Annotated in this window: 16 protein-coding genes and 1 tRNA gene; 4 read left to right on the top strand and 13 right to left on the bottom strand. The window is 61.8% G+C overall.

The window, feature by feature from the left end:
- Positions 1–492 precede the first annotated feature (492 nt).
- From ABIE56_RS10570 to ABIE56_RS10560, 3 genes are all read left to right on the top strand, one after another.
- Positions 493–756 carry a hypothetical protein gene (locus tag ABIE56_RS10570; protein ID WP_429243773.1) on the top strand — a complete coding sequence of 88 codons (264 nt, stop codon included), beginning with the start codon at positions 493–495 and terminating at the stop codon, positions 754–756.
- A gap of 149 nt (positions 757–905) precedes the next feature.
- Positions 906–1,760, top strand: a complete 855-nt coding sequence (locus ABIE56_RS10565) for a hypothetical protein (RefSeq protein ID WP_429243772.1) — start codon at positions 906–908, stop codon at positions 1,758–1,760.
- A gap of 443 nt (positions 1,761–2,203) precedes the next feature.
- A complete protein-coding gene (locus tag ABIE56_RS10560; RefSeq protein WP_429243771.1) occupies positions 2,204–2,539 on the top strand; it encodes a hypothetical protein in 336 nt (111 codons plus the stop codon).
- Positions 2,540–4,414: 1,875 nt separating this feature from the next.
- On the opposite strand, the gene ABIE56_RS10555 is transcribed toward ABIE56_RS10560, so the two are convergent.
- Complete coding sequence (locus ABIE56_RS10555; RefSeq protein WP_429243909.1) at positions 4,415–4,642, bottom strand: helix-turn-helix transcriptional regulator; 228 nt, start codon at positions 4,640–4,642, stop codon at positions 4,415–4,417.
- A 302-nt stretch (positions 4,643–4,944) separates the two neighbouring features.
- Here ABIE56_RS10555 and ABIE56_RS10550 point away from each other — a divergent pair, with 302 nt between their 5' ends.
- The gene (locus tag ABIE56_RS10550; RefSeq protein WP_429243770.1) at positions 4,945–5,208 is read left to right on the top strand and encodes a hypothetical protein; all 264 of its coding nucleotides are present in this window, start codon (positions 4,945–4,947) and stop codon (positions 5,206–5,208) included.
- Between the two features lie 62 nt (positions 5,209–5,270).
- Here ABIE56_RS10550 and ABIE56_RS10545 read toward each other — a convergent pair whose 3' ends face one another.
- The 12 genes from ABIE56_RS10545 to ABIE56_RS10490 form a co-directional block, all read right to left on the bottom strand.
- On the bottom strand, positions 5,271–5,525 hold the full coding sequence (locus tag ABIE56_RS10545) for a hypothetical protein (RefSeq protein ID WP_429243769.1): 255 nt from the start codon (positions 5,523–5,525) through the stop codon (positions 5,271–5,273).
- Positions 5,526–5,838: 313 nt separating this feature from the next.
- Positions 5,839–7,065 carry a tyrosine-type recombinase/integrase gene (locus tag ABIE56_RS10540; RefSeq protein ID WP_429243768.1) on the bottom strand — a complete coding sequence of 409 codons (1,227 nt, stop codon included), beginning with the start codon at positions 7,063–7,065 and terminating at the stop codon, positions 5,839–5,841.
- 183 nt (positions 7,066–7,248) lie between these two features.
- Positions 7,249–7,335, bottom strand: a tRNA-Leu gene (locus ABIE56_RS10535).
- A gap of 24 nt (positions 7,336–7,359) precedes the next feature.
- Positions 7,360–7,938, bottom strand: a complete 579-nt coding sequence (locus ABIE56_RS10530) for a cysteine dioxygenase (RefSeq protein ID WP_429243767.1) — start codon at positions 7,936–7,938, stop codon at positions 7,360–7,362.
- A gap of 193 nt (positions 7,939–8,131) precedes the next feature.
- Positions 8,132–9,238, bottom strand: coding sequence for a homoserine O-acetyltransferase MetX (metX, locus tag ABIE56_RS10525; protein ID WP_429243766.1), 1,107 nt, complete (start codon positions 9,236–9,238; stop codon positions 8,132–8,134).
- Positions 9,239–9,293: 55 nt separating this feature from the next.
- Positions 9,294–9,962, bottom strand: coding sequence for a tetratricopeptide repeat protein (locus ABIE56_RS10520; protein ID WP_429243765.1), 669 nt, complete (start codon positions 9,960–9,962; stop codon positions 9,294–9,296).
- Entirely contained in the window at positions 9,959–10,399 is a 441-nt protein-coding gene (locus tag ABIE56_RS10515) for a cytochrome c-type biogenesis protein (protein ID WP_429243764.1), read from the bottom strand. Before ABIE56_RS10515 ends, ABIE56_RS10520 begins: the two co-directional genes overlap by 4 nt.
- Positions 10,399–10,941, bottom strand: a complete 543-nt coding sequence (locus ABIE56_RS10510; RefSeq protein WP_429243763.1) for a DsbE family thiol:disulfide interchange protein — start codon at positions 10,939–10,941, stop codon at positions 10,399–10,401. The genes ABIE56_RS10515 and ABIE56_RS10510 overlap by 1 nt, the downstream gene beginning before the upstream one ends.
- Positions 10,938–12,902 carry a heme lyase CcmF/NrfE family subunit gene (locus tag ABIE56_RS10505; protein ID WP_429243762.1) on the bottom strand — a complete coding sequence of 655 codons (1,965 nt, stop codon included), beginning with the start codon at positions 12,900–12,902 and terminating at the stop codon, positions 10,938–10,940. Before ABIE56_RS10505 ends, ABIE56_RS10510 begins: the two co-directional genes overlap by 4 nt.
- Positions 12,899–13,366 carry a cytochrome c maturation protein CcmE gene (gene ccmE / locus ABIE56_RS10500; protein WP_429243761.1) on the bottom strand — a complete coding sequence of 156 codons (468 nt, stop codon included), beginning with the start codon at positions 13,364–13,366 and terminating at the stop codon, positions 12,899–12,901. Before ccmE ends, ABIE56_RS10505 begins: the two co-directional genes overlap by 4 nt.
- The gene (gene ccmD / locus ABIE56_RS10495) at positions 13,350–13,550 is read right to left on the bottom strand and encodes a heme exporter protein CcmD (RefSeq protein ID WP_429243760.1); all 201 of its coding nucleotides are present in this window, start codon (positions 13,548–13,550) and stop codon (positions 13,350–13,352) included. The genes ccmE and ccmD overlap by 17 nt, the downstream gene beginning before the upstream one ends.
- Complete coding sequence (locus ABIE56_RS10490) at positions 13,547–14,314, bottom strand: heme ABC transporter permease (protein WP_429243759.1); 768 nt, start codon at positions 14,312–14,314, stop codon at positions 13,547–13,549. Before ABIE56_RS10490 ends, ccmD begins: the two co-directional genes overlap by 4 nt.
- Between the last annotated feature and the right edge of the window lie 6 nt (positions 14,315–14,320).

Here is a 14,320-nt window from a genome sequence, read left to right as displayed (position 1 = left end):
CCATCTTGGCCGCCGTTAGCACGCTGGTATTCCTGTGCATTATGACGTGCGGTGTGGGTGATCAGGCATCCCGGTCGTAGTGATCTACAAGTCGGTCGTTTCGATTTCATTTCGATCATCGGGTGGTAGATGGCGATAGCCACACCCTAGGTGTCCAGTGGGAAAGGCCACCCAGGCTGACGGCTGGGAGAATACGGGCGTGTAACCTTGGCCTCGTGGTGTTTCACCCATCGCTCAAGGAATCGCTTTCCTTGCTCTGGTGACGCTACCGGGTGATTACGGCCTTCGCCCGTGCATCCTGTGGGATATAGGCACAGCATGACACCTTGGGCGGTTCGGCCCAGGCTGGCAAATCGCCTACCATTGCCGCCTAGTGTGGCGTGAACAAAGTGGGCTGGGTTGTCAGATGATGTCCAAGTCAGCTCAGTCATGGCCGCAATGTACGATTGAGCGGTCTCAGCGGATTAGACGCCCTGGCGGTATGCTCAGCCTATGGAATCGCGTACCGAACAACTCTTGATGTTGGCCGAACTGAGCATGGACGCAAAGGCCATGAACGATGCTGCGTTAGCCGATGATCTGGACGAAGCTAGGTTTCGCGTACGGCTCATCGTGGCAAGAGCCCAGGAGGGCGGACTAGAGTTGGTCGCCGAGGCGGCTGAGGACATTGCCGTACTTCTCCGTGACTCTGGCATGGAGCCGTTGCCGGGATACGGCCATGCCATGTTGCGGCTAGCCAAGGTACTTACACCATGATCGATTGAAAGGCGGCGTCATTCAATTCACTCTTCCGAGTGAGTCGTCAGCGATACAACGTATCCGTACTTACGCCTCTCGTTCTATTTCGACGCAACTTCATGCTGCGATAGCTTTGAACTCAGGCTTCGTCACTTGAGGGTGCAAAAATGTCCGCTGACATCGAATTACTTCTGACCACTATCATGGGGCGGAAGATCGTCGATTCCATTGACTTTCCATTGAAGCTTCACTTCCCGCAGTCAGCGATATCTGACGCGGACGAGCGTGACATCTCGTCCGCCGAAAAGTCGCAGTCGATCCTTGTTCCAGAGGTGGGTAGGACCTTCGAAACGGTGATATTGGAAGCCGCCCGTCGCCTGAAAAAGGGAATTATTGACGACGACTTTTGCACTCCGGAGCAAAAGGCCGCGCTCAAAGTGATCGCCGATGCGATACAAGACAAGGGGACGGACGAAGCTGACGTTTATGGCTCCTCGTCCCAGGCTCTTGAAAAGGCGATACGAACTATTGCCTCGCCTGTTTCTGTAAGTGCATCGATAGACTGGGTCGAGGTGTCCATTTCAAAGCCCACTCTTGCACTGGGGAACCCGATTGAGCTTCGCGACGTTTCGTTTTCTGTTCGGGTAAGGGTGACGGTCTGCATTAAGGTGTTTGGCTGGAAGCGATGCGCCTCCGTTACAACAGGATGGCTAAGGCTAGAGGCCGGAAAGGCAAGAATTCTTCTTCATTCTCAATCGGCAATTGTCTTTGCGAATCCGTCCTTCGAGGACCTTGACATCGTCCTGAGAATCAAGATCTTCGGGTATGAGATTAAGATCCCGATTGGAATCACTGGGTTCGTGAATGGCCATCTGAACTCTGCTGGCCCCATCAAGCTGGCCGATCTTTCGGGGTTTGAGCAGAAACTTCCTTTCAGTGAGAAGAAGGTACAGATTTCCGATATTGGGTTCGCCGGAAATTCCGCAGGGCTCGATCTAGGTATAACAACTCAGATTACTTAGGTCGCAAGACGAACATAATGATTGAGTGACGGTCAGGCGTTACTGATAGCGTTACGGCCTGTCCCATAGTTGTACCGCGTCTGTCCCACGGGGCAGCGTCGCCTCAAGCCTCCATGTAACGCCGCTGACCTTCTGCCTGGCCTTGCCTCCGGTTAATCCGCCGCCGTGCGGGTACTACGTACAAGGTGCAGGTACACATGGCGAGGGTGGCACCCTTCCTGGGGTGGATCTTCTGTCATGGGGCGTGCGCAAGTCGTGCTTGGGCTTACGAAGCTGATCACGCCCTGATTGCGACCTTTATCACATAGGCAACTGGCTGTTGCGCTATGTAGGGCTTCCCCTACATCCAGACAGGACACCGCCTACATACTCGGCCGATTCTCACCCCGCATGATCCCCGCGCCCTCCGAATTTCCGGAGCGCAAACCTCAAAGGGGAATCACATGCTTTCGAAGTCTATCCGCAAGGGCGTCGTCGCCGTTTCCTGCATGCTTGCTCTTGGTGCAAGCGCCTCTGTAATGGCAACTGCACACACGGAAGTACTTGCAAGTGCCGTTCAAATTCAGAGCTACGGCGGCATTACCCCAGTCCTCTTCTATACGGGCTCTGTTTGCAGCAACCAGCATCTGAATCTTGACCCGATCGCCGACTCTGATACACAGAAGTTGCTTTGGGCGGCGATCCTATCGGCCAAGGCGACAGGATCAAAGGTTGGCTTCGACTACGATTTCAACGCAGACTCGTGCGTCATCCGGTCCTTCTCCGTCAACCCGAACTGAGGGGGCTCTTGTGAAGGTCAAACCGAACGGAGACTTCGCAAGACGGACCGGATTGGCGGTGGCCCTTGCGCTTCTAGCGGCATCAGGAGCCGCATCTGCGGAGTCGACAACGTGGACCGCCATTTCAGTGGAAGGACCGGTGATTCCCGGCAAGCCAGTAATGCTGGTCGTTCAAGTTACGGGTAAGCACCTCGTATACGAGCCTGGAAACAATGCGTTTGGCGGCAATATCAACATATATGTAAACGGTGAACTGATCACAAAGAATGAGGCGGTTGTTGCCTGGTCTACTGGAATAACTCGAAAAAGCGATTCGGGCTGCGGATGCACCCTGATATTCGCAGATTCGACCATACAGCGATTCCCGTATGTCCTCCCGGCAGGGCAGAAACAGTACACATTCTCGGCCAGATACGGCGGTGACAATGAGAGCCACTCTTCGGACTCCACGGCCTTAGTGCGAAATGCGCAAGCTCCGCTGAGCCCGGCTGTCCTTCAGTTACTTCAATAGCAACGCGGGCGGGGCGGTACTCTGCCCCGTCCTTTCCTGTGTTTTGGCCCGCCCGCCGTCCGCCATGGGTCAAGCTTCCATGTGATGTCGCTGAGCCACCATTCGCTCATGGCGACGCCATGCCCATCGGCGATAGGGAACTGCTAGCAACGTGCAAGCACCGAGCTGCACCCGCTGGATGTCCGGCTTGCGGTTGTTCCAGCCTGGCGAACGTTCGGTAACGGTGAGAGCGTTACTAACAGCGTTACTTTCTGTCTGCATCTTGTCCGCTTTCGATGCGGACAGTCTCGACGCGTCGGCACGCGTCACTGACGCGTCGTTTGGGGTCGTTGGGTGGTATATGGGGAGATAGTGGATGCTCATAAACCGTAGAGCCCTTGGTAAATATTAAAGGAGCCCGATAGTCGGGGCACAAACACCGGTAAAAAGGTCAAAATTGACCCGATGGTCGGGGCGATTACGAGGCAAGTCACGCCACTTTCTTCTCAATTGACCCGATGGTCGGGGTACATTGACCCGATAGTCGGGGTGGGACTTCTGTTTTTAGCGGCTCGCCATGAGTCCGCCATTTGGCTGATGCGACCGTGGTAAACGGTACGTCCAGCGTTACTTTCGCCTCATGTATTGGAAACCATGTGTAACCGTACAGGCTAGGGGCGTGCATCCCGCCCTGACGTGTAAGCTCGATCATCCCAGCGCCTAACAATTCCCTGATCGCCCGTTGCAAGGTGTCTTTGGATCTCCAACCCTGAGTCTTCATCCACGACCAGGGAAGGGCGAGGTTCCCGTTGTTGAACCCGTTGTATCGCGCGCCCATGTCGAGAATGAGAGCTTTTGCTTTGTGACTAAGGCCCCGATAGTTCGGCGAATTCAACACTGCTGCTGGCACGATGAGGCGGTGCCCCTCCGCCGATGCTCCTTTCCCGGTATGCCTGGCTCGCTTGTCGTACCTAGGCTTCATAGCGAACCTCCGGCTGCCGTAACTGCCTCTCCAAGCACCCCAGCACAAGGGCCGGACGACTGGGGGAATACATCGGGCAGGGGGTGGTGTTGCGATCCTTGTAGCGAGTGGTGAAAACGCGCCCGTGCGATATCAATACGGGAGCCGGTCTTAGCCGAAGCCTTGAGGCGTGACCTAATATCTGTCCAACGGGCTTCCACCTTCGGCCACTCGCGAACGAGCGTGGCGAACTGGTCCGGCTGCACAATGCCCGCGACGCGAGTTTGGCCTCCAACCTTGACCAACTCGGTAAGCAAGCTGCAAACGCGCTCGCCCTGGATATGCTGAGCGAGGGGCCAGCGTGGGTCGAGGGGGCAGATGTTTGCGTTACACGAGTCGAAACGAGGGCAACGAGGAGCGGTGCTCATGCGTCCCCCCGTGAATCAGCGATGCGAGCTGTCGCCCACGCCTGGATTTCAGATTCCACCCACGCGCTGGTCGAGAGCGCCAGCTTTACCCGGCAAGGGAATTTCCCCGCAGCTTGCAAACGGTACACCTGGGCACGGGAGAGGCCCGTCCGTTCGCAAACTTGGGGAAGACGGAGAAACTTGATAGGAATTTCGGGCACAAGCGGGCCCGACACATCGGACATCAGGGTCATGTGGTCGTCTCAGATGACGGCCTACTCTTCGGGACACCTTGCGTGGCGGAAAATCCTTTCCTACCATGCTGGTGCCGTTGCCCGGAGAGCACGGCCTTGGTTGGCAAAGCTCCTAGCCCTCACCATTCGCAGTGGTGGGGGTTTTTAGTTCCTAAGGACTAGGAGTGATGGGCACGCAGGCTGGCTATCCGGGGCTCAGGTCGCCTCACTGCGGTGCTTGAGGCCAAGTTAGGATCGCGGGGGGTTTTAGTAAACCTTGACAACGACACCCATCAACAACCGAAGAATGCACCATGGAAGATATTGATCCGAAGACTAAGGTGCTCGTATTCATCCCGGCACTCGTCGCGGTGCTGGCTCATGCGGAGAGGACTCTCGGTCGGCCCCTGACTGAACCCGAAACGCTTTTGCTCAGAGACAGCGCAAATTGCGTCGTGATGGCCTATGAGCTTGCTTTGGCTGGAGAGGAAGCCCGTGGCTACAGGGATATCGTCGCGGAGGACGCCTGGAACGAGTGGCGGATGGTCAGGAAGCAGATTCCCGGGTTGCCGGTATGAGCGTGCGCAAAAAAAAGCCCGCCGGTTAGGGCGGGCTAGATGTTCGTGAAAGAGATGGGTCGTTACCGATTAGCCATACGGCGGCGCTCAAGCTCTCGCCAGGCCGAGCGAACCGAGTCAAGAAGGTCGCTAATCGTGTACATGTAAGCTTCTTGGATGTCGTCTGACAGCCTGCGGAAGCTGTCGCCTTCGCCATAGGTGTTCTGTACAAGGGACCATGCCTGGAGGAGCTTCTTATCTACCTCGTCACGCAATCCCAAGTCGTCAGCCAGCACCAAAGTCTCATTTGCGGAAATGACTAGTTGTTCGTTGCCCATGGCCGCGTCCTCAGTTCTTTGCGCTGGTGGAGAGAGCGGACATGTCGGCGAGGGGCCGCACGGCTGCGAGGATTGCCACCTTGTCGCGGGGTGACAGACGACGGAACAGGTCTAGTAATTCCTGTTCCTGGGTCGTTTCCGCGAAGACGACGGGCGGGACCGAAGGGGCCCCCAAACGGGACGCCGGTGAGGGCAAGCGTGCAGCTACAATGTTGTTAGCCATGATCGTGACTCCTAGTGTCTCGGTTGTGGTTAGGCGGGCGGGGTGCTGCTACACCCCGTTCCGCCGCTTCTGACTAGCGCGCCAGAATTCTTACGCCGCAGACCCCGCCTGCGACTTGAATGCAACGACCTTGCCACCGGCCCGCAGGCCGTCGAGGTAGTCCGCCCAGGCTTGCATCATCCGCGTACGCTCATCGAGGTACTGGGCGGCATGAGTGTAAGCCTCACGAACTTTGTTCGATTCAGCATGGGCTAGCTGGCGTTCAATGGCGTCCGCGTTCCAGCCCATTTCGTTCAATCGAGTAGCTGCCAGGCTGCGGAAGCCGTGGCCGGTCATTTCGTCACCCGAGTATCCAAGGCGACGTAGGGCAGCGTTGACCGTGTTCTCGCTCATCGGGCGTAAGCCACTGGCGAGGGAGGGGAAGATATAGCGGCCATTGCCGGTGAAGCCCTGTAGCTCACGAAGGATCGCCACGGCCTGCTGGGAAAGCGGGACGAGGTGTGGAGCCTTCATCTTCATCTTGGGCCCAGGGATGCGCCACAAGGAGCCGTCGAGGTCGAACTCAGCCCATTCCGCTGTCCGCAGTTCGCCCGGACGCACGAACACCAGCGGGGCGAGCCGAAGGGCGCACAGGGTCACGTACTGGCCCGTGAAGCCATCAATGGCACGGAGTAGCTCGCCGATCTTGAGTGGGTCAACGATCGCGGCGTGATGCTTCACCTTGGGGGCTTTCAGAGCGCCACGGAGCGAGCCGGTGGGGTCACGGTCCGTCAGGCCCTCCAACATGGCGTAGCGAAATATCTGGCCCGCCTTGATCTTGGCTCGTTTGGCCGTTTCCAGCTTGCCCGCGTCCTCAATCTTGCGGAGGGCGGTCAGCATTTCCCGGTCGGTGATCTCCTTGATCGGACGATCGCCTAGGTCGGGGTAGAGGAAGCTTTCCAGCAGCCAGCGGTTCTTGCTTGCCGTGACCTCGGCCACGTCCTGCCGAGCCAGCCAAAGGCTGCCGACTGAGCGGAACGTGGGGGTAGGGGCCAGAGCCAGGGAACGGGCCCGCTTGGCCTCCTGACGGGTCGCGCTCGGGTCAACGCCGTTAGCGATGCTGGCACGGGCCGCATCACGCCGCAGGCGGGCTTGGGCGAGGGAGATAGACGGGTAGGTCCCGAGGCTCAGCATCTTGGCCTTGCCTTCGAACCGGTACCGGAAGCGCCAGCGGAGACCCCCGCTCACTGGCACCTCTATAACGAGCCCAGCAGCGTCAGTCACCCGGTACAGGGCGGCCTTCGGCTTGAGGGTTCGCAGCTTGGCGTCGGTGAGCATGTGAGTAACCGGCGGGCTCTCGGTGAGTACGACTCCACCTTACCCACAAAGTTACTCACATGCAACAGGGGCTGTCCTGGGTCCCCCTGGCATGCCCTGAGAAGACGGGTAACAAAAAACCCGCCTTACGGGGCGGGTTTCTGTGATCGCCTGGAAGGGTCGATCGGTCCTGATTTTGCTATTTGGTGCCGAAAGTGGGACTCGAACCCACACTGTATCTCTACAAACGGATTTTGAGTCCGCCGCGTCTACCGGTTCCGCCATTTCGGCATGGAGCGGGCGATTATGCGGGAATCAGTGCACCTGGTCGAGACCTAACTGGCGTTCGTTGCGCAGGTACCAGTCATCGCCCTGTTCATCGAACACCGCGCACTGGGTCATGCGGCCGGAATAGATGTGCAGGCTGACGGTCACCGCATCGGCGCTCGGGTTGCGAATGGTGTGGTACTCGTGCGGCGGGATCAGGCTGCCGGCTGAGCCGGGGCCAGCCTCGATCGAGCCGACCGGGCGGAAGTGGTAGCGCGAGGCATCGTGCTCGATAAGCTCGTACTGGACGATCTCAAGGGCGCCGTTCCACACGCCTTCCACGCACCACATGCCGCTGTGGTCGTGGATCTTGGTGCCCTGGCCGGGGCCCCAGGTCATGGCGACCACGCTGTAGCCATGCTCTTCGCTGCGGTAGAGCTCGCGCCGGGCGTAGTGGTCCGTGGCGGCTTCGAACACGCAGGCCGGCAGCACAACTTCCTGCGAGCGGATGAGCTGGCACAGGGCCTTGCGCAGGGTATCCGTAATGGCAGGCGTGCTCGGCTGGCTGACCGCGTGGTCAATCGCCTTGATGAGCTTGCCGCAGCCCGGGAATTCGACCGTGAGCATGGGTGGAACCTCTTACTGGGACGTGGGGACGTAGCGCTGCCCACGATCATAGCAGGGCGGCCGCCGGGGCGCCGTGCAGGGCCGTACAGTGCGGCATTCCGGCCGCGGCGGGTGCCGCGGATCGCGCGCAAGCGCGCTCCTACAGGTCCGCGTTTGCCCTTGTAGGAGCGCGCTTGCGCGCGATGGCTGGGGGCTACAGGCTGCGGAGGAAGCCGCCGATGGCCCGGCTGTAGTTCTCGATATCGACCAGGAAGGCATCGTGGCCCTGCGGCGAATCCAGCGCCACGAAATCGACGTTCGCCCCGGCCGCTTCCAGCCCCTTGGCGATCGTCTCCTGCTGCTCCAGTGGGAACAGGATATCGGTGCTTACGCCGATGACGAGCGCGCGTTCGACACGGATCAACGACAGGCCTCGCATCACGTCGCCACCGCCGTGCTCGGCGATATCGAACCAGTCGCTGGCGCGAGAGAGATACAGGTATGCGTTGGGATCGAACTGCCGGTTGAAGCGGCGTGCGTGGCCTTCCAGGTAGGACTCCACCTGGAACTCGAAGCCGAACGGCTCGTTGCCTTCGCGCTGGTCGGGGTCGAGCCGGATGCGGGCGAAACGGCCATTCCACTCCATGGCCGAGCGGTAGGTGATGACGCCGAGCTTGCGGGCGATGCTCATGCCGTGATCGGGCCACACACCGCCTTCGTAGTGGCCTTCGCGCCAGTTCGGATCGAGCCGGATGGCTTCGCGTTGCAGCGAGCGAATGGCGATCGCGAAAGGCTGCGCCTGCGGCGCGGTGTCGACGCTGATGTGCGTACGTGCCGAGCCCGGGTGCAGCACCATGTACGCCAGCGCGCTCATGCCGCCCATGGAACAGCCAACCAGGCAAGCCAGCTGGGTGATGCCCAGCGCGTGCGTGACCGCCTCGTAGGCGGCATTTGCCACGTCCTCGAGCGATAGCTCGGGGAAGGTGAGGCGGTAGGGCTCGCCTGTGGCGGGATCCACGGAGGCCGGGCTGGTCGAACCCTTGTCACTGCCCAGCGAGTTCACGCAGATGACGAAGTAACGATCGGTATCGAACGCGCGGCCCGGGCCGATCATTTCTTCCCACCAGCCCGGCGTCGGATCTTCCGCATTCGCGGCGGCGTGCGCGCTGGGCGAGAGGCCGGTGAGGATGAGGATCGCATTGCTGCGCGCGGCATCCAGCGTGCCCCAGGTTTCATACGCCACGCGGGCGCCGTGCAGCTCGCCGCCACGCTTCATGCGGAACGGCGAGGTCAGGTCATGGTATCGGCGGGCGTCGCCCATGCGCTGCTCCTTGGCTCAATGCAGCGAATGGTGACACGGACGGCGGTGTTTCGTCTTATGGCGTGGTGCCGGCCGCGCGCTTTTCGGCGAGCGTGATCTGTTCGGCCACAGCGTGCGCCACGTTCGAATCCGGGTCCAGCAGCGGCTGCAACTTGCGCCAGGTGGCCGCGGCATCGGTGTACTGCTCCTGCTGGAACTGTGCGATGCCGAGCAGCCACAGCGCCTTCTGGCTATCTGGCTGGGCGGCGACGGCCTGTTCGAGCAGGCTGAGGCTGCGCCCTTCAAAGCGGTGGTCGGCGCGGGCCAGCGAATCGGCCTCGGCCCAGCCGACCATGGCCGGCACGTTCTTCGGGTCGGCCTTCAGGGCGCCCTCGTAAGCATCGCGGGCATCGGCGGGTTGCTTCACCATCGTGTAGGTCTGGCCGAGCAGCAGCCAGCCTTCCACGTCGCCCGGGTTGGCGGCCAGCCGCGCTTTCAGTGCATCCACGGCCTGGCCTACGGTCATTTCCTTCGGCGGTTCCACGCCATCGAGCGTGGCCGGCGTGCCTACCACGCGGTACAGCCCGACGCTGGCCAACGGGACCACGACCGCCACCACGACCGCCACGGTGAACATGGCACGCGAACGGCCGTGCTTGCGTCCATGGCGCACCATCGGGACGAGCAGCTGGGCAAGCGCCACGGCGAGCATCGCCGCAGCGACGGCATAAAACCAGTTACTCACCAATCATCCTCGGTATCGTTGGCGGCGGTCGTGGTCGCGGGTGCCTGGCGCGCGCGGCGGCGCACCTGCACGGCAACGACCGCGCCGCCGATCGCCAGCACGACGAGCGGGCCGAACCACAGCAGCCAGGTCTTCGGTTCCACGGGTGGCTTGTACAGCACGAAATCCGAGTAGCGATCGACGAGGTACGCCTTGATCTCGGCGTCGCTCTTGCCCGCCTGCATCATCTCGAAGATCTGCCGGCGCAGGTCGTGTGCGATGGGTGCGTTGGAATCGGCCAGCGTTTCGTTCTGGCACATGGGGCAGCGCAGCTCGGTGCTGAGCTTCTGGAAACGCACTTCTTCCGCGCGGTCGCGGAATGGCAGCGGCTGGATCGCCTGGGCGAGCGCGAGCAGCGGCAGCAGGCAGAGCAGGGCGATAAGGCCAAGCCGGCGCATTACGGGCCTTCCTTTGCCAGCGCGGCCAGCGCGGGGCGGAATTCCTTCGCCACCACGTCGGGGGTAATCGGGCCCACGTGCTTGTAACGGATAACTCCCTTGCCATCGATCAGGAAGGTTTCCGGTGCGCCGTACACGCCGAAGTCGATGCCGGCGCGGCCGTCACGATCCACGATCACCACATCGAACGGATTGCCGTGTTCGGCAAGCCACGCCGTAGCGTCGTGGGGATCATCCTTGTAGTTGAAGCCCACCAGCGGCAAGCCGAGCTGCTTCACGTCCACCGAAAGCACCGGGTGCTCGTGCACGCATTCGATGCACCAGCTGCCGAAGACATTGAGGAAGTAGGGCTTGCCAAGCAGCGACTGCTTGTCGACCTTGCGCGTGTCATCACCAAGCACCGGCAGCGCGAACGCCGGCGCCGGCTTGTTGATCAGCGGCGAGACGATTTCATGCTGGTCGTGCGCGGTGTTCCACCAGATGCCGAAGCCGAATAGCGCCACGAGCAGGCCGAAGGCGATCAATGGCAGGAAGCGGCTCATGCAAGCTGCTCCTTCGCGGGCGCGGCGGCGTTGGCCGCGGCTTTCTTCGCGCGGAAGCGGCGCTCACCGGCGGCAAGAAACCCGCCCAGCATCATGAACAGGCCGCCCAGCCAGATCCAGCGAACGAAAGGCTTGTGATACAGGCGCAGCGCCCAGGCACCTTCCACGTTGCCGCCATCCATGGGCTCGCCCAGGGCGACATAGATATCGCGGAACAAGCCCGGGTCGATCGCGGATTCGGTTTGCACCTGGCCGCGCGAGTACGTGCGCTTCTGCGGATGCATCGTGGCCATCACGTCACCACCGCGCAGGATGGTCACCACGCCTTCATCGGCGCGCCAGTTCGGGCCGGTGGTCTCGCGCACGCCGTCGAAACGGAACTGGTACGAGCCCACCGCCTCCACCTGGCCCGGCGCCATACGCACGTCGCGCTCGGTGCTGAGCGATTCGGAAAGCAGTACGCCGATAAGGAAGATGGCGACGCCGAAATGCGCGACGAGCATGCCGGCCATCTCGGCCGGGAAGCGGCGGCCGAACGGCATCTCGCGCCAGCGCTTCACCACGTAGGCCAGCGTACCCGCTGCCACCCACACCGCGCCCGCGACGCCCGCAATGGCGCGCAAGCGCCCATCGACAAAGAACACCGCCGCGCCCGTGCAGATCACCGCTGCGATGCCAGCGCGCAGTGCCATCGAGGTGAGCTGGCGCCCTTCGGCGCGGCCCCAGCGCAGGTATGGGCCGAACGGCAGCAAGAGCACCGCCGGCGCCATCAGTAGTACGAACAGGAAGCCGAAGTAGGGCGGTCCCACGGAAACGCGACCGAGGTTCAGCGCATCGCCGATCAGCGGGAACAGCGTGCCCAGCAGCACCATGGCGGCCGCCGTGGTGAACAGCAGGTTGGCCACCATGATGCCGGTCTCGCGCGAAAGTGCGGCGAACGGCTTGCCCGTGGCCACTTTTGGCGCGCGGATCGCGTAGAGCAGCAGCGAGCCGCCGATGACCACGACGAGGAAGCCCAGGATATACAGGCCGCGGCGTGGATCAGAGGCGAACGCGTGCACGGAAGTCAGTACGCCGGAACGGACGAGGAACGTACCGAGGAGCGACAGCGAGAAGGCGAACAGCGACAGCAGCACGGTCCACGCGGGCAACGAGCCGCGCTTTTCCGTGACGGCCTGCGCATGGATAAGCGCGACGCCCACCAGCCACGGCATGAACGAGGCATTCTCTACCGGGTCCCAGAACCACCAGCCGCCCCAACCCAGTTCCGCGTACGCCCACCAGCTACCCGCGACGATGCCCATGGTCAGGAACGCCCACGAGACGTTCGTCCACGGGCGCGCCCAGCGCACCCAGGCCTGTTCCAGCTCACCGCCAAGCAACGCGGCGATGGAGAAGGCAAACGCCACCGAGAACCCGACGTAGCCCATGTAGAGCACCGGCGGGTGGAAGGTCATGCCCGGGTCCTGCAATACCGGGTTGAGGTCGCCGCCATCGGCGGGCATCGGCAGTTCGCGCAGGAACGGGTTGGAGGTAAACAGGATGAAGGCGAGGAAGCCCACGCCGATCAGGCCCATCACGCCGAGCACGCGCGCCACGAAGGGCTGCGGCAGGTGCCGGCTGAACGCGGCCAGCGCCACGGTCCATACGTTGAGGATGAACACCCACAGCAGCATGGAGCCTTCGTGCGCGCCCCATACCGCGGTAATGCGGTAATACCAGGGCAGCGCGAGGTTCGAGTTATCGGCGACGTAGGCCACCGAGAAGTCGTATGCGAGGAACGCATGGATGAGGATGCCCATCGCCGCGAACACGAATACCGCCTGGCCGGCGGCGGCAGGCCTGGCGAGGGCCATGAGCGCGCCGTTGTTGCGCCATGCGCCGATGATCGGCAGCACGCCCTGCGCCAGTGCGAGCAACAGCGCGAGGATAAGGGCGAACTGGCCGAGCTCGGGGATCACTTGGGCGTGTCCTTCATGGCGGTATCGTCGATGTTGCGCTTCTGGTGCGCCTTCGCCATGGCGTCCTTCAGTTCCTTTGGCATGTAATTTTCATCGTGCTTGGCCAGCACTTCGCTGGCGATGAAGCGGCCATCGGCCATGCGCCCGGTGGCGATCACCGATTGGTTATCGCGGAACAGGTCGGGCAGGATGCCGGTGTATTCCACCGGCATGGCGCCGGCATCGTCCACGACGATGAAACTCACCTTCAGGCTGTCCTTCGCCCGCTGGATGGAGCCGGACTTGACCATGCCGCCCAGGCGAAACGTGGGGTACTGCGTGGCCTGGCCTTCCTGCACCTGGCTGGGGGTGAACAGGTAGCTCATGTTCCGCTGCAGCGCGAACACGGTGAGGCCCACTGCGATGGCGGCAGCGACAATCACGGAAATGACGACGGCGAGGCGGCGTTTACGCGTTGGATTCATTACTGGCTGGGGTTCCCGGCCGGCGGCGGTTCTCCTGGCGCGCGATGCGTGCGCGGATATCGCGCAGGTTGCGGCGGCGCCTGGCGAGCGGCGCCAGCGTGTCGATCAAAAGGACGATGAAGAAGACCGCGAACGCAGTCCAGATGTAGGCGCCATAGCCGCCCATCGCGAAAAAAGCGCTCATGCCTTGCCATCCTGCGCATGGCCGAGCGCCAGTTCGCGTACCCAGGCCTTGCCACCTTCAGAGGCGATCAGGTCGGCGCGCACGCGCGAGAACAGGCTGGCGATGTAATAGAGCTTGGTGGCGGCCATCATGGTGAGCAACGGCCACACCATGCTCGCCGCGATATGCGAAGGGCCAAGCAGGCGGATGGTGGAGCCCTGGTGCAGCGTGTTCCACCAGTTCACCGAGAAATGCACGATCGGCACGTTCACCGCGCCAACCAGCACGAGGAACGCCGCAGCGCGCGCGCCCTGCCGACGGTCTTCAAAGGAGTGATAAAGGCCGATGATGCCCAGGTAGATAAACAGCAGCACCAGTTCGGAGGTGAGCCGCGCATCCCAGGTCCACCACGTGCCCCACATGGGCTTGCCCCACAGCGAACCAGTGGCCAGCGTGATCGCGGTAAAGGCCGCGCCTATGGGCGCGGATTCCATGGCCACGGTTTCCGCCAGCTTGATCCGCCAGACCAGGCCAACGAAGGCGGCGACGGTCATGATCGCGTAGATGAACAGGCTCATCCACGCGCTGGGCACGTGGATGAAGATAATGCGATACGCATCGCCCTGTTGGTAATCCGCCGGCGCGAGCACCAGGCCGCCGTACAGCGCGATACCGCCGAGCACGATGGCAAGACCCAGCGCCCACGGGTACACGGCCCCCGCAAAGCGGTAGAAAGTCGGCGGTGATCCCAGGCGGTGCAGCCAGAGGGGAACCCAGTTAGCCATTCGTCC

The organism is Luteibacter sp. 621 (assembly GCF_050435445.1).
Lineage (GTDB): Bacteria > Pseudomonadota > Gammaproteobacteria > Xanthomonadales > Rhodanobacteraceae > Luteibacter.
Note: the sequence above shows the minus strand (reverse complement) of the source record. Positions and strands in the feature narration are given on the sequence as shown.

Coding starts and splice junctions, on each gene's coding strand:
- ABIE56_RS10570 (WP_429243773.1), top strand. CDS start 493: ATGGAATCGCGTACCGAACAACTCTTGATGTTGGCCGAACTGAGCATG.
- ABIE56_RS10565 (WP_429243772.1), top strand. CDS start 906: ATGTCCGCTGACATCGAATTACTTCTGACCACTATCATGGGGCGGAAG.
- ABIE56_RS10560 (WP_429243771.1), top strand. CDS start 2,204: ATGCTTTCGAAGTCTATCCGCAAGGGCGTCGTCGCCGTTTCCTGCATG.
- ABIE56_RS10555 (WP_429243909.1), bottom strand. CDS start 4,642: ATGTCCGATGTGTCGGGCCCGCTTGTGCCCGAAATTCCTATCAAGTTT.
- ABIE56_RS10550 (WP_429243770.1), top strand. CDS start 4,945: ATGGAAGATATTGATCCGAAGACTAAGGTGCTCGTATTCATCCCGGCA.
- ABIE56_RS10545 (WP_429243769.1), bottom strand. CDS start 5,525: ATGGGCAACGAACAACTAGTCATTTCCGCAAATGAGACTTTGGTGCTG.
- ABIE56_RS10540 (WP_429243768.1), bottom strand. CDS start 7,065: ATGCTCACCGACGCCAAGCTGCGAACCCTCAAGCCGAAGGCCGCCCTG.
- ABIE56_RS10530 (WP_429243767.1), bottom strand. CDS start 7,938: ATGCTCACGGTCGAATTCCCGGGCTGCGGCAAGCTCATCAAGGCGATT.
- metX (WP_429243766.1), bottom strand. CDS start 9,238: ATGGGCGACGCCCGCCGATACCATGACCTGACCTCGCCGTTCCGCATG.
- ABIE56_RS10515 (WP_429243764.1), bottom strand. CDS start 10,399: ATGCGCCGGCTTGGCCTTATCGCCCTGCTCTGCCTGCTGCCGCTGCTC.
- ABIE56_RS10510 (WP_429243763.1), bottom strand. CDS start 10,941: ATGAGCCGCTTCCTGCCATTGATCGCCTTCGGCCTGCTCGTGGCGCTA.
- ccmE (WP_429243761.1), bottom strand. CDS start 13,366: ATGAATCCAACGCGTAAACGCCGCCTCGCCGTCGTCATTTCCGTGATT.
- ccmD (WP_429243760.1), bottom strand. CDS start 13,550: ATGAGCGCTTTTTTCGCGATGGGCGGCTATGGCGCCTACATCTGGACT.
- ABIE56_RS10490 (WP_429243759.1), bottom strand. CDS start 14,314: ATGGCTAACTGGGTTCCCCTCTGGCTGCACCGCCTGGGATCACCGCCG.